Raw genomic sequence first — 13,868 nt, 5'->3', positions numbered from 1 at the left:
CGGACAACCAGGATATGGAGAAGACATGCAACCCTCGAATCAGAGTGACCTGAAATGTGGCCTCAAGCAGCGCCACATGACGATGATCGCGCTTGGCGGCGTGATCGGTGCCGGGCTGTTCGTCGGCAGCGGCGTGGTGATTCAGCAGACCGGGCCGGCAGCGATCCTGTCGTTCCTGATCACGGGCGGGCTCGTCGTGCTCGTGATGCGCATGCTCGGCGAGATGGCCTGCGCGATGCCGGCCGTCGGTTCGTTCTATGAATATGCGCGGCTCGCGTTCGGCACCTGGCGCGGGCCGGGCAGGATGGCGGGTTTCCTGACCGGCTGGATGTACTGGTATTTCTGGGTGATCGTGGTCGCGCTCGAAGCCGTCGCGGGTGCGAAGCTGATCCAGTTCTGGCTACCCGACGTGCCCGCATGGATCATCAGTCTCGCGCTGCTGGTCGTGCTGACGCTGACGAACCTGATCTCGGTCGGCAGCTACGGCGAATTCGAGTTCTGGTTCTCGTCGATCAAGGTCGGCGCCATCATCGTGTTCCTGTTCCTCGGCGGCCTCTACGTGCTCGGTCTGTGGCCGTCGTCGATGCATACCACGGCGGTGCTGCCGACGCTGCTCGGTCACGGCGGGTTCATGCCGCTCGGCATCGGGCCGGTGATGAGCGGGGCCGTCGCGGCGACCGGCTTCTACTTCGGCGCCGAAATCGTCACGATCGCGGCGGCCGAGGCGCGCGAGCCGGCCAAGGCCGTTGCGAAGGCAACCAACTCGGTGATCACGCGCGTGCTGGTGTTCTACGTCGGCTCGGTCGCGCTCGTCGTCGCGCTGGTGCCGTGGAATTCGCCGCAGATGTCGACGCCGTACGTCAGTGCGCTCGAAGTGATGGGGCTGCCGGCCGCGGCGAACGTGATGAACGCGATCGTGCTGACGGCCGTGCTGTCCGCGCTGAACTCGGGCCTGTACGCGGCGTCGCGGATGCTGTTCGCGCTGACGCGCCACGGCGACGCGCCGGCCGCGCTCGCGAAGGTCAGCAAGCGCGGCGTGCCGGTGCGCGCGATCCTGCTCGGCACGGTGTTCGGCTACGTGTCGGTCGTGATGTCCTACGTGTCGCCCGATACCGTGTTCGCGTTCCTCGTCAACTCGTACGGCACCGTCGCAATCTTCGTCTACGTGCTGATCGCGTTCTCGCAGCTGCGCCTGCGCAAGCGCCTCGATGCGGCCGCCGCCGCGAAGCTGCGCGTGAAGATGTGGGCGTATCCGTACCTGACGTGGGTCGCGATCGCCGGGATGATCAGCATCCTCGTCGCGATGGCCTTCATTCCCGATCAGCGCAAGCCGCTGTGGCTGGGCGTCGCGAGCCTCGCGGTGCTGCTCGTCGCCTATGCGCTCACGCGCCGCGGCCGCCGCGAGCATCTCGATGAAAGCGACCTGATCGCGTATCCGCCGCGCTGAGGCACGGCCGTACGCAGCGCCGAAGGCCCGGCGTTCCCGCCGGGCCTTTGCATGGGTGCGGCGCGTATCGATGCGCAAACAACTATCGCGCCGGCCGATAGCTTCGATCGGAGGATGCGACTTTTTGCGGGCGGCGCCCGCGCCTACGATAGACGGACCGATACACGCGTGCCCGCCGGGCACCGCGATCCGCGAACGAGGACAGACGATGGAGCAGCGTGCGCGCGCCCGCGACGAGCGGGCCGAAATCCGGACCACGACGTGCTACATGTGCGCATGCCGCTGCGGCATCCGCGTGCATCTGCGCGACGGCGAAGTCCGCTACATCGACGGCAACCCCGCGCATCCGCTGAACCAGGGCGTGATCTGCGCGAAGGGCTCGTCGGGGATCATGAAGCAGTATTCGCCCGCGCGACTCACGCAGCCGCTGATGCGCAAGCCGGGTGCGGAGCGTGGCGAGGCGCAGTTCGAGCCGGTGTCGTGGGAGGTCGCGTTCGACGTGCTCGCAAAGCGCCTCGCGCATCTGCGCGCGACCGATCCGAAGCGTTTCGCGCTGTTTACCGGCCGCGACCAGATGCAGGCGCTTACCGGGCTGTTCGCGAAGCAGTTCGGCACGCCGAACTACGCGGCGCACGGCGGCTTCTGTTCGGCGAACATGGCGGCCGGGATGATCTACACGATCGGCGGCTCGTTCTGGGAATTCGGCGGCCCCGATCTCGATCGCGCGAAGCTGTTCTTCATGATCGGCACCGCCGAAGATCATCATTCCAACCCGCTGAAGATCGCGCTCGCAAAATTCAAGCGCGCAGGCGGCCGCTTCATCGCGATCAATCCGGTGCGCACCGGTTATGCGGCGATCGCCGACGAATGGATCCCGATCCGGCCCGGCACCGACGGTGCGCTGTTCATGGCGCTCATGCACGAGCTGATCGCGCACGACGCGTTCGACACGGAATTCGTCGCGCGCTTCACGAATGCCGGTGAACTCGTCGACCTGCGCGAGGACGCGGACACGTTCGGCCTGTTCGTGCGCGATCCCGCTGCGCCGGAAGTCAATCCGCTGTATCCGCAGAACCGCATGTGGTGGGACGTCAACACGCAGCGCGCGGTGCTGCATCACACGGAAGGCGCGGTGCCCGCGCTCGAGGGCCGCTACGCGCTCGACGACGGCACGCCCGTCGCGCCGTCGTTCACGCTGCTGCGCGAGCAGGTCGCGCACTGCACGCCCGAATGGGCGGCCGACATCACGGGCATCGCGGCCGACACGATCCGCCGCCTCGCGCGCGAGATGGAGACCGTCGCGCGCGAACACGCGATCGAGCTGCCGGTGCGCTGGACCGATTCCTGGGGCAAGCAGCACGAGACGGTGAAGGGCGTGCCGATCGCGTTTCATGCGATGCGCGGGCTCGCCGCGCATTCGAACGGCTTCCAGACGATCCGCGCGCTCGCGGTGCTGATGTCGCTGCTCGGCACGATCGACCGGCCGGGCGGCTTCCGGCACAAGGCGCCGTATCCGCGCGCGGTGCCGCCGTCGGCGAAACCGCCGAACGATCCGGATCAGGTGCGGCCCGACACGCCGCTCGCGACCGGCCCGCTCGGCTGGCCGGCCGGGCCCGAAGACCTGTTCGTGCATCCGGACGGTTCGCCCGCGCGGCTCGACAAGGCGTTCTCGTGGGAATACCCGCTCGCGGTGCACGGGCTCATGCATTCGGTCATCACGAACGCGTGGCGCGGCGACCCGTATCCGATCGACACGCTGCTGATCTTCATGGCCAACATGGCATGGAATTCGTCGATGAACACGACGGAAGTGCGCAAGATGCTGGTCGACAAGCGCGACGACGGCGAGTACCGGATTCCGTTTCTCGTCGTCTGCGACGCGTTCGCGTCCGAGATGACGGCGTTCGCCGACCTGATCCTGCCCGACACGACCTATCTCGAGCGGCACGACGTGATGTCGGTGCTCGATCGTCCGATCTCCGAATTCGACGGCCCGGTCGACTCGGTGCGCGTGCCGGTCGTGCCGCCGGCCGGCGAATGCAAGCCGTTCCAGGAAGTGCTGATCGAACTCGCGAGCCGGCTGAAGTTTCCGGCGTTCACGACGCCCGACGGCCGGCGCAAGTTCCGCGACTATCCGGACTTCGTCGTCAACTTCCAGACGGCGCCCGACTCGGGCACCGGCTTCCTGATCGGCTGGCGCGGACGCAACGGCGAGAAGGCCGTCGTCGGCGAGCCGAATCCCGACCAGTGGCAGCGCTACGCGGAGAACAACTGCGTCTATCACTACCGGCTGCCGGAGTCGCTGCAATACATGCGCAACTGCAACGGGCCGTACATGGAATGGGCCGTCGACAACGGCATGCGCAAGTTCGGCGTGCCGATCGTGATCCAGCTCTACTCCGATGTGATGCAGAAATTCCGGCTCGCCGCGCAGGGCCGCACGTCGGGGCGCCAGCCGCCCGACGCGCTGCGCGAGCGCATCGCGCGCTATTTCGATCCGCTGCCGTTCTGGTATCCGTCGCTCGAGCGCGGCCTGACCGACACGCAGCGCTATCCGCTCGCGGCGATCACGCAGCGGCCGATGGCGATGTATCACTCGTGGGACTCGCAGAATGCGTGGCTGCGGCAGATTCACGGCGAGAACCATCTGTTCGTGAATCCTGCGACCGCCGCCGCGCAGCAGATCGACGACGGCGCGTGGATCTACGTCGAATCGCCGTGGGGCAAGGTGCGCTGCCGCGCGCGCTACAGCGAGGCCGTCGAGCCCGGCACCGTGTGGACCTGGAACGCGATCGGCAAGGCGTCCGGCGCCTGGAACCTCGGGCCCGCTGCCGGCGAATCGCAGCGCGGCTTCCTGCTGAATCACCTGATCACCGACGAACTGCCGGACGCCGCGCGCGACGGCGCGCGCATCTCGAACTCCGATCCGGTGACGGGGCAGGCCGGCTGGTACGACGTGCAGGTGCGCATCTATCCGGCCGAGGCCGATGCGCGGACGACGCTGCCGCAGTTCGCGCCGATGCCGGCGCTGCCCGGCTCGACGCGCGTGCTGCAGCGCGTGCAGGCGTATTTCGCGGGCACCGGCGCATTTGCCGCGCGGCTGCGGCGTGCCGCGTCGTCGGGCCCGCAGTCGGACGATCGCTAAACGAAGGAGCGCAATCATGACCCAGATGGCTCTCGTCATCGACCTGAACGTGTGTGTCGGCTGCCATGCCTGCGTGACGAGCTGCAAGGAGTGGAACACGTCGGGCGAAGCCGGCAGTCTCGCCGACGTGCGCCCGTACGACGACGATCCGTCGGGCACGTTCTTCAACCGCGTACAGACGTACGAGGCCGGCGTGTTCCCGATGACCGACACGATCCACTTCCCGAAGTCGTGCCTGCATTGCGAGGATCCGCCCTGCGTGCCCGTGTGTCCGACCGGCGCGAGCTACAAGCGCAAGTCGGACGGGATCGTGCTCGTCGACTACGACAAGTGCATCGGCTGCAAGTATTGCGCGTGGGCGTGTCCGTACGGCGCGCGCGAGCTCGACGAAGCGCGCAAGGAAATGACGAAGTGCACGCTGTGCGCGGACCGCATCGACAACGCCGCGCTGCCCGAACGCGATCGCAAGCCGGCCTGCGTGCTCGCGTGCCCGACCTCCGCGCGGCTGTTCGGCGACGTGCACGATCCCGAGTCGGACGTGTCGCGCGCGATTCGCGAGCGCGGCGGCTATACGCTGATGCCGGAGTGGGACACGCGGCCGTCGAACCACTATCTGCCGCGCGTCACGACGCAGCCGTCGTGCGGCTGCGGCAGCGGCGGGGGATGCGGCAGCGCATCGAGCGCGGGCGAGGACGACTCGTTCGAGGCGCGCGCCGCGCGCGGCGACATCGATCTCGTCGCGCTCGCCGCGTCGCGCTGAGCGCGCGGTAGCGCAAGCACGCGGTCTTCATACGCTTACTTCACTGCATTGACGGAGCCGACCATCATGCGTCCAGCCTTCTCGGTCGTTTTTCTCACCACGCTGTGCGGCGCGGCGCAGGGCCTGCTGCTCACGCTCGTCGCGGTCGAGGCGCTCGCGCGCGCGACGGGCGCCGACGTCGGCAACGCGTTCTACGTGACGGGCGCCGCGCTGTCGGTCGCGCTTGGCGCGCTCGGCCTGTTCGCGTCGTTCTTCCATCTCGGCCATCCGGAGCGCGCCTGGCGCGCGATCGCGATGTGGCGCACGTCGTGGCTGTCGCGCGAATGCATCGCGCTGCCGGTGTTTCTCGCGTGCGCGTTCGCCTACGGCGCCGCGCATGCGCTCGGCTGGCGCGGCACGCTGCCGATCGGCGCGGCGGCCGCGCTCGCGAGCGTCGCGCTGTTCGTCTGCACCGCGATGATCTACGCGTGCCTGCGCTTCCTGCAGGAGTGGGCGAGCCCGCTGACGCTCGTGAACTTCGTGCTGCTCGGCTGCGCGTCCGGCTGCACGCTCGCGACCGCGTGCGCCGCATGGCTCGCGCCGTCGCTCGTCGCCGCGCTGGCGCCGGCCGCCTGCGCGCTGACGCTCGCAGGCGGCGCGACGCGGCTCGCGTCGCTGGCGCGCAATGCACGGCTGCGGCCGAAGTCGACCGTGCAGAGCGCGACCGGCATCCGGCAGGCGAAGGTCGAACAGAAATCGCGCGGGTTCACGGCCAGCGCGTTCAATACGCGCGAGTTCTTCCACGGCAAGGGCGCCGGCACGCTGCGCGCGGTGAAGGCCGGCTTTCTGCTCGGCGCGTTTGCGGTGCCGTTCGTGCTGACCGGCGCGCTCGCGCTTGCGCCGACTTCGGCGCTCGCCGCCGCGATACTCGGTGCGGCGTTCGTGATCCAGTATGCGGGGCTCGTCGCGGAGCGCTGGTTCTTTTTCGCGGATGCACGCCATCCGCAGAACATCTACTACCAGCGCGCATCATGATGGGCGGCGCGGTGCTAGAACGTCTCGGCGAGCGCCCGCGCGGCCTCCTGCACGCGCGGCGCGCTGTCGAGCAGCCGCGACAGCGGCGCACGCGACACGGGCGCATGCACGGCGACGGCGGCGACGCACGCGCCTTGCGCATCGACGATCGGCGCGGCGATGCAGACGATGCCGGGGACGAACTCCTCGTTGTCGATCGCGAGCCCGCGGTGCGCGATGCGGTCGAGTTCGGCCTCGAGCAGCGCCGGATCGGCGATCGTGTTCGGCGTATGGCGCGGCAACGGCATCGCGCGCAGCAGTGCGTTGCGCTCGTCGCGCGGCAGCAGTGCGAGCAGCAGCTTGCCACTCGCGCTGCAGTGCGCAGGCACGCGCGAGCCGGGCTTCAGGTCGAGCCGCAGCGGCCAGTCGGCTTCGACGCGGTCCAGATAGACGACGTCGGTGTCGTGCAGCATCGTCAGGTTGCAGGTCTCGCCGAGATCGGCGACGAGCCGCGCGAGGATCGCATGGCGCAGCCGCCGCGCGCCGGCATTGAGCATCACGCGCGCCCCGAGACGCGCGAGCCGCGGGCCGACCGCGTAGGCGTTCTTGCGGCCCGGCTCGCGGATCACGAGGCCGCCCGCTTCGAGCGACGCGAGCATCCGATGCAGCGATGCCTTCGGCATGGCGACGTCGCGCGCGAGATCGGCGAGCGACACGGCGTCGCCCGCCTGGACGAGGTGTTCGAGCAGCGCGAACGCGCGCAGCGTGGGCGTATCGGCGGGAAGCATCGGCAGCATCGTTCCGGAAAATGGACTGCGGCCATTGTACCGAACGGCCCCGCACACGCGGCGCGCGGGCCGGCGTGCCGCGCGAAGCGGCCCGCCTTTCATGCAACGGAACGGATCGTTCCGGAAACGGGGCGACGCGCATCGCATCGGCGCGCGTCGGGCCCGCAACGACAGAGGAGCGCAACGCAATGGAAGGGGTAGCGAGCAAGCCGGACTGCATGGTGTCGGTCCGCGAGCGGTTCGGCATCGATTCGGACCTGACGGTGCCCGCGTTCAGCGTGCGCGACGATCACGTGCCGGATGTCGACGACGCATATCGTTTCAACCCCGACGTGACGCTCGCGATTCTCGCCGGCTTCGCGCGCAACCGGCGCGTGCTCGTGCAGGGCATGCACGGCACCGGCAAATCGACGCATATCGAGCAGGTCGCCGCGCGGCTGAACTGGCCCTGCGTGCGCGTGAATCTCGACGGCCATATCAGCCGGCTCGACCTCGTCGGCAAGGACGCGATCGTCGTGCGCGACGACCTCCAGGTGACCGAGTTTCAGGAGGGCATCGTGCCGTGGGCGCTGCAGCGGCCGGTCGCGCTCATCTTCGATGAATACGACGCGGGACGGCCCGACGTGATGTTCGTGATCCAGCGGATTCTCGAGCGCGACGGCAAGTTCACGCTGCTCGACCAGAACCGCGTGATTCATCCGCATCCATCATTCCGGTTGTTCGCGACGGCCAACACGGTCGGGCTCGGCAATCTGAACGGCCTGTATCACGGCACGCAGATGCTCAATCATGCGCAGATGGACCGCTGGAACGTGGTCGCGACGCTCGACTACCTGCCGCGCGACGAGGAGATCGGCATCGTGCGCGCGCGCGTGCCGGCGCTCGCGGACGAAGCGGGCCGCACGCTGCTCGAATCGATGGTGAGCCTCGCCGAGCTCACGCGCAACGGTTTCGCGACCGGCGACGTGTCGACGCTGATGTCGCCGCGCACCGTGATCGACTGGGCCGAGAACTGCCAGATCTTCCGCGATCCCGCGCTCGCGTTTCGCCTCACGTTCCTGAACAAGTGCGACGACGCGGAGCGGCCGATCGTCGCCGAGTACTACCAACGGTGCTTCGGCGACGAGCTCGCGATCGGCGCGCGCGTCGGCATCGAGCCGGGAGCCGCGCGGTGAGCGCCGAGCGCGACGCAGCCCGGCGCGCCCTCGCGCACGAGACGCTCGGCGCGGCCGCCGTGCGCGCGATGACGCGCGACGCGACGCTGCACTACCGCGCGGGCCGCGTATGTCGGGCGCTTCGGCCGCTGCCGATCCATGCGCCGCATCTGCGCGCGCAGGCGGCCGACGACGATCGCGCGTCGTGGCGCGGCGCGGCGGACGGCGCCGCATTGCGCATTCTCCATTCGGATCCCGATCTGCATCGCGCGCAGCTCGGCGACGATCCGGTCGAGCGCGTGCTGTTCGAAATGCTCGAGCAACTGCGCTGCGAATCGCTCGCGCCGCCCGCGCTGCGCGGCGTCGTGCGGAACCTGCGGCACCGGTTCGAAGCCTGGTCGCGTACGTTTCACCTGTCGGGGCAGGCCGACACGCATGTCGGCATCCTCGTGTACACGGTCGTGCAGATCGCTTGGTCGCGGCTGTCCGGCTGGCCCGTGCTCGACGAAACCGAAGACCTGATCGAAGCGTCGCGCGCGGCGATCGTGCCGCAGATCGGCGCGCAGCTCGCCGCGCTGCGCCGCTGCCGGCACGATCAGCGCGCATTCGCGGTGCACGCGCTCGCGCTCGCGCGCCGGATCGCGGCGATGATCCGCGACGCACGCGCGTCGGTCGTCGACACCGATCCGAACGACACGCGCGAGCCTGACGACGCGCTCACGCAGTTTTCGTTGTGGGTCGACTTCGACGATACGGGCGTCGACCTGCCGGCGCTCGTCGAAACGGGCGAGAGCGCGGTGCTGCACGGCGGCGACGGCGTTTATCGCGCGTATACGACGCGCTACGATCGCGAGCTGAAGCCGGCCGCGCAGATCCGCGCGGCGCTGCTGCGCGAGTATCGCGAACGGCTCGACGCACGGATCGCCGCGCAGCGGATCAACGTGCCGCGCCTCGCGCGTGTACTGCGTGCGGCGCTGGTCGTGCCGCAGACGGACGGCTGGTCGTTCGGCGAGGAGCACGGCCGCCTCGACGGCCGGCGACTCGCGCAGCTGGTCAGTTCGCCGGCGGAGCGGCGGCTGTTCCGGCTCGAGCGTGTGCGGCCGCGCGCCGACTGCGCGCTGAGCTTCCTGATCGATTGTTCGGGGTCGATGAAGACGTGGATCGACGCGGTCGCGCTGACGGTCGATACGCTCGTGCGAGCCGGGGACGCCGCAGGCCTCGCGACCGAGGTGCTCGGCTTCACGACCGGCGCCTGGAACGGCGGCCGCGTGCGGCAGGAATGGCTCGCGCGCGGCAAGCCGCGCCATCCGGGCCGCCTGAACGAGGCGTGTCATCTGGTCTTCAAGGATGCGGCGACGCGCTGGCGCCACGCGCGCACCGGCATCGCCGCGCTGTTCAAGGCCGACCTGTTCCGCGAAGGGATCGACGGCGAGGCGGTCGAGTGGGCGTGCGCACGACTGGCCGCGCGGCCGGAGGCGCGCCGCATCCTCGTGGTGATCTCGGACGGCAGCCCGATGGACGGCGCGACCGCGCTCGCGAACGATCCGTTCTATCTCGACAATCATCTGAAGCAGGTCATCGCGCGCGCCGAGGCGGCCGGCCGCGTCGAAGTGCTCGGGCTTGGCGTCGGTCTCGATCTCGGTCCGTACTATCGCCACCGGCTCGCGATCGACCTGACGTCCGCGCCCGACATGAAGCGGCTCGCCGAAATTGCCTGCTGGATCGGCGCACGGCGATGAGCGCGCGAGCCTCGCGGCGCGCCCGGCGCGCGACGCGCGAAGGGCGCCATGCGGCCGCTTACGCGCGATGCAGCAGCGGCGGCAGCGAGGTGGCGATCAGCCCGCAGCCGATCGCCACCAGCACGCCGAATGCGAGCCGGCGTGTCGCGACGGGCGACAGCGGCGGCGGATAGCGGCGCGCGGCGACCGTCGTCAGCATCACGACCGGCGTCGCGAGTGCCGCGAGCAGCCAGATGTCGCGATCGAGCCGGCCTTCGCACAACGTGTAGAGCACGCGCGTCGCGGACGTCGTCGTAAACAGCACGATCAGCGCGCAGCGGATCTGCACGAGCGTCAGCGGCTGCCGATAGAACTGGAAGATCAGCGGCGGCCCCGACACGCCGAACAGGCCGCTCAGCAGCCCGCCGAACACGCCGCTCATGAAGAAGCTGCGATTGTCGGAGCGCACGTCGAGCGGCGTCGGACGCAACGCGGCGCTGACGCCGCCGTACAGCACGACCGCACCGAGAATCAGCTGCAGCAGGTCGGCCGCCGAACGGCTCAGGCATTCGAGCAGCACCACGCCCGCGACGACCGACGGCAGGATGCCGAGCGTCGCCGCGCCGACCGCGCGCCAGTCGATGTGATGGAGCCGGCCGGGCAGCGCCGTCGCGCCGTTCGCGAGCGACACGATGCTCATCAGCGTCGCGACCGTCGCAAGCGGCGCGAGGCCGAAGCCGCTCGTCGCGCCCATCACGATCATCCCGAGCCCGAAGCCCGTGACGGTCTGGAAGTAGCTGCCGGCGCCGATCAACGCGATCAGGATTGCGAGTTTGTCGGCGGTCATGCGGGTGCCGCCTCGCTCGCCGCGATGCGCTGCGCGGCCGCCTGCGCCTGCACGGTCGTCGCCGCGATCACGTGATAGACGTCGTCGGCGCTGCAGCCGCGCGACAGGTCGTTCGCCGGCCGGCGCAGCCCCTGCAGCAGCGGGCCGACCGCCTTCGCGCGGCCGATTCGCTCGGCGAGCTTGTAGCCGATGTTGCCGGCTTCGAGGCTCGGGAACACGAGCACGTTCGCGTGCCCGCCGACCTGCGAATGCACGATCTTGCGTTCGGCGATCTCCGCGACGATCGCCGCGTCGAGCTGCACGTCGCCGTCGATCGCGAGCGTGGGCCGCTGCGCGCGCACGCGCTCGGTCGCGGCCGTCACCTTGTCGACGGCCGCGTGATGCGCGCTGCCGCTCGTCGAGAACGACAGCATCGCGACGCGCGGCGTCTCGCCGAGCAGCGCCTGCGCGCTATCGGCGGCGGCCATCGCGATTTCGGCGAGCTGCTCGGCATCCGGATCGACGACGAGCGCGCAATCGGAGAAGATCAGTCCGCCCTTGATCGTGTGGAACGGTTCGCAGAGCATCATCAGGAAGAAGCTCGATACGAGACGGAACGCCGGATCGACGCCGATCAGCTGGATGGCCGCGCGCACGACGTCGGCCGTCGCGTGCACGGCGCCCGCGACCGAGCCGTCCGCGTCGCCGAGCCGCACCATCAGGTTCGCGTGACACAAGGGGGCGAGCACCGCGTCGCGCGCGGCGTCGGCCGTCATGCCCTTGTTCTTGCGCAGCGCATGGAGCGTGTCGGCATACGCATCGCGCGACGCGGAGGCGGCCGGATCGACGAGCGTCATGCCGTCGAGCGACACGCCGTCGCGTGCGGCGGCCGCATGGATCGCCGCGCGCGCGCCGACGAGCACGACGTGCGCGATGCCGTCGCGCGTCGCGCGTGCGGCGGCCGCGAGCACGCGCGGATCGTCGGCTTCGCTGAGCGCGATGCGCATCGGCCGGCGGCGCGCGGCTTCGAGAATGCGGTCGAGAGCTTTCATCGGAAACTCGCAGAAGGAAAAATGGCCGGAAGCGGCGGCCCGCACGGGGCACGGCATCCGGCCGGGGACCGGCCACGCGCGTCGCGCACGGCCGGCGTCATGCGTCGGCGACGCGGCGTTACACGTAGTCCTTGTACTTGTCGAGGATGCGGACCGGCTTCGACAGCGCATCGCGGCGGAACGGATCGCCGAGTTCGCGCGTGCACATGATCTCGATGATCGTCGTCTTGCCCTCGTTCATCTGCATGTCGATCGCGCGCTTCAGGGCCGGGCCGACGTCCTCGAGACGATCGACGACGATCCCTTCGGCACCCATCGCACGCGCGATCGCCGCGAAGCTGTGGTTGTCGAGCTCGCCCGCGACGAAGCGACGGTTGTAGAAGTCGACCTGGTTCTTCTTCTCGGCGCCCCACTGGCGGTTGTGGAACACGACGGCCGTGACCGGAATGTTGTGACGCACGCAGGTCATCGTCTCCATCAGGCTCATGCCCCATGCGCCGTCACCCGCATACGACACGGCCGGGCGGTGCGGCGCGGCGACCTTCGCGCCGATGATCGTCGGGAACGCGTAGCCGCAGTTGCCCCAGCTCATCGCCGCGAAGAAGCTGCGCGGCTTGTTGAAGCGCAGATAGCTGTTCGCGACCGAGTTGATGTTGCCGATGTCGGTGGACACCATCACGTCCTCGGGCATCGCCTTCTCGAGCTCACGCAGCACCTGGCGCGGATGCAGATACTGGCCGCCGTTGAAGGTCTTCTCGTGCTTCTGCTCCTCGATCATGTCGAGGCTGAACGCGTCGCGCTCGTGCGTCCATTCGTCGAGTTCCTTCTCCCACGCGGCCTTCTCGGTTGCGATCTGGTCGGCGCGTTCGCCGCGCGTCGCGTCGCATGCGAGCGTGCGGCCCGCGAGACGCTGCGTGAGCGCGACCGCGGCTGCTTTCGCATCGCCGCAGATGCCGACCGAGATCTTCTTCACGAGACCGAGCATCTTGTGATCGGCGTCGATCTGGATGATCTTCGCGTCCTTCGGCCAGTAGTCGAGCCCGTGCTGCGGCAGCGTGCCGAACGGCCCGAGCCGCGAGCCGAGCGCGATCACGACGTCCGCGCGCGACAGCAGCTTCATCGCGGCCTTCGAGCCCTGGTAGCCGAGCGGGCCGCACCACAGCGGATGATTCGCCGGGAACGAGTCGTTGTGCAGGTAGCTGTTGACGACCGGCGCGCCGAGCCGTTCGGCGAGCGCCTTGCATTCCTCGACCGCGTCTGCCATCACGACGCCGCCGCCCGAGATGATCACGGGGAATTTCGCCTGCGCGATCAGTTCGGCCGCATCGTTCAGGCTTTGCTCGCCGCCGGGGCCGCGATCGAGCTTGCGCGGCTGCGGAATCTCGACCTTGATCTTGCCGTAGAAATAGTCGCGCGGAATGTTGAGCTGCGTCGGCCCCATCTCGGCCTGCGCGCGGTCGAAGCAGCGCGCGGTGAATTCGGCCATGCGCGCCGGGTGCGTGACGTGACCCTGGTACTTCGTGAATTCCTGGAACATCGGCAGCTGGTTCGCTTCCTGGAAGCCGCCGAGGCCGATGCCCATCGTGCCGGCTTCCGGCGTGACGATCACGACCGGGCTGTGCGCCCAGTACGCGGCCGCGATGGCGGTGACGCAGTTGCTGATGCCGGGGCCGTTCTGGCCGATCACGACGCCGTGGCGGCCCGAGACGCGCGCATAGCCGTCGGCCATGTGGCCGGCGCCCTGTTCGTGCACGACCGGGATCAAGCGGATGCCGGCCGGCGCAAAGATGTCCATCGCGTCCATGAACGCGGAGCCCATGATGCCGAACATGTCGGTCACGCCGTTCGCGGCCAGGGTCTCGACGAAGGCTTCGGACGGCGTCATGTCCTGCGGGCCGCTGGACGACGCGCGCTGGGAAGAGGTGTGTTCGCTCATGGGTGTCTCCGAGATTGTTCAATTAACGGAACGTCATGTTCCGGATACT

General features: G+C 69.1%; 10 protein-coding genes. 6 read left to right on the top strand and 4 right to left on the bottom strand.

Features of this window, described 5'->3' with window-relative positions; all coding sequences use genetic code 11:
• Window positions 1-25 precede the first annotated feature (25 nt).
• The 4 genes from BCR55_RS17565 to BCR55_RS17550 all read left to right on the top strand — a co-directional run bounded on the left by BCR55_RS17565 (window position 26) and on the right by BCR55_RS17550 (window position 6,366).
• Entirely contained in the window at window positions 26-1,447 is a 1,422-nt protein-coding gene (locus tag BCR55_RS17565; protein ID WP_006403866.1) for an amino acid permease, read from the top strand.
• 208 nt (window positions 1,448-1,655) lie between these two features.
• Window positions 1,656-4,592 carry a molybdopterin oxidoreductase family protein gene (locus BCR55_RS17560; RefSeq protein WP_065495161.1) on the top strand — a complete coding sequence of 979 codons (2,937 nt, stop codon included), beginning with the start codon at window positions 1,656-1,658 and terminating at the stop codon, window positions 4,590-4,592.
• A 16-nt stretch (window positions 4,593-4,608) separates the two neighbouring features.
• A complete protein-coding gene (locus BCR55_RS17555) occupies window positions 4,609-5,352 on the top strand; it encodes a 4Fe-4S dicluster domain-containing protein (protein WP_035954546.1) in 744 nt (247 codons plus the stop codon).
• A 66-nt stretch (window positions 5,353-5,418) separates the two neighbouring features.
• Window positions 5,419-6,366, top strand: coding sequence for a DmsC/YnfH family molybdoenzyme membrane anchor subunit (locus tag BCR55_RS17550; protein WP_012217222.1), 948 nt, complete (start codon window positions 5,419-5,421; stop codon window positions 6,364-6,366).
• Between the two features lie 14 nt (window positions 6,367-6,380).
• Here the strand turns inward: BCR55_RS17550 and BCR55_RS17545 are convergent, their stop codons facing one another.
• Entirely contained in the window at window positions 6,381-7,133 is a 753-nt protein-coding gene (locus BCR55_RS17545) for an IclR family transcriptional regulator (protein ID WP_059936769.1), read from the bottom strand.
• Window positions 7,134-7,321: 188 nt separating this feature from the next.
• Between BCR55_RS17545 and BCR55_RS17540 the strand changes: the two genes are divergently transcribed.
• Both BCR55_RS17540 and BCR55_RS17535 read left to right on the top strand, forming a co-directional pair.
• On the top strand, window positions 7,322-8,308 hold the full coding sequence (locus tag BCR55_RS17540; protein WP_006403861.1) for an AAA family ATPase: 987 nt from the start codon (window positions 7,322-7,324) through the stop codon (window positions 8,306-8,308).
• A complete protein-coding gene (locus BCR55_RS17535) occupies window positions 8,305-10,026 on the top strand; it encodes a cobalt chelatase (RefSeq protein ID WP_065495159.1) in 1,722 nt (573 codons plus the stop codon). The genes BCR55_RS17540 and BCR55_RS17535 overlap by 4 nt, the downstream gene beginning before the upstream one ends.
• A 58-nt stretch (window positions 10,027-10,084) precedes the next feature.
• Here BCR55_RS17535 and BCR55_RS17530 read toward each other — a convergent pair whose 3' ends face one another.
• The 3 genes from BCR55_RS17530 to xsc form a co-directional block, all read right to left on the bottom strand.
• The gene (locus BCR55_RS17530; RefSeq protein WP_012217218.1) at window positions 10,085-10,852 is read right to left on the bottom strand and encodes a sulfite exporter TauE/SafE family protein; all 768 of its coding nucleotides are present in this window, start codon (window positions 10,850-10,852) and stop codon (window positions 10,085-10,087) included.
• The gene (pta, locus tag BCR55_RS17525) at window positions 10,849-11,883 is read right to left on the bottom strand and encodes a phosphate acetyltransferase (protein WP_065495157.1); all 1,035 of its coding nucleotides are present in this window, start codon (window positions 11,881-11,883) and stop codon (window positions 10,849-10,851) included. The genes BCR55_RS17530 and pta overlap by 4 nt, the downstream gene beginning before the upstream one ends.
• Before the next feature lie 118 nt (window positions 11,884-12,001).
• Complete coding sequence (gene xsc / locus BCR55_RS17520) at window positions 12,002-13,819, bottom strand: sulfoacetaldehyde acetyltransferase (RefSeq protein WP_065495155.1); 1,818 nt, start codon at window positions 13,817-13,819, stop codon at window positions 12,002-12,004.
• Between the last annotated feature and the right edge of the window lie 49 nt (window positions 13,820-13,868).

Source organism: Burkholderia sp. CCA53 (assembly GCF_001685525.1).
GTDB classification, from domain to species: Bacteria; Pseudomonadota; Gammaproteobacteria; order Burkholderiales; family Burkholderiaceae; genus Burkholderia; species Burkholderia multivorans.
Note: the sequence above shows the minus strand (reverse complement) of the source record. Positions and strands in the feature narration are given on the sequence as shown.

Excerpts from the sequence above, each read along its gene's own strand:
- BCR55_RS17565 (WP_006403866.1), top strand. The coding sequence starts at position 26 with ATGCAACCCTCGAATCAGAGTGACCTGAAATGTGGCCTCAAGCAGCGC.
- BCR55_RS17560 (WP_065495161.1), top strand. The coding sequence starts at position 1,656 with ATGGAGCAGCGTGCGCGCGCCCGCGACGAGCGGGCCGAAATCCGGACC.
- BCR55_RS17555 (WP_035954546.1), top strand. The coding sequence starts at position 4,609 with ATGACCCAGATGGCTCTCGTCATCGACCTGAACGTGTGTGTCGGCTGC.
- BCR55_RS17550 (WP_012217222.1), top strand. The coding sequence starts at position 5,419 with ATGCGTCCAGCCTTCTCGGTCGTTTTTCTCACCACGCTGTGCGGCGCG.
- BCR55_RS17545 (WP_059936769.1), bottom strand. The coding sequence starts at position 7,133 with ATGCTTCCCGCCGATACGCCCACGCTGCGCGCGTTCGCGCTGCTCGAA.
- BCR55_RS17540 (WP_006403861.1), top strand. The coding sequence starts at position 7,322 with ATGGAAGGGGTAGCGAGCAAGCCGGACTGCATGGTGTCGGTCCGCGAG.
- BCR55_RS17530 (WP_012217218.1), bottom strand. The coding sequence starts at position 10,852 with ATGACCGCCGACAAACTCGCAATCCTGATCGCGTTGATCGGCGCCGGC.
- pta (WP_065495157.1), bottom strand. The coding sequence starts at position 11,883 with ATGAAAGCTCTCGACCGCATTCTCGAAGCCGCGCGCCGCCGGCCGATG.
- xsc (WP_065495155.1), bottom strand. The coding sequence starts at position 13,819 with ATGAGCGAACACACCTCTTCCCAGCGCGCGTCGTCCAGCGGCCCGCAG.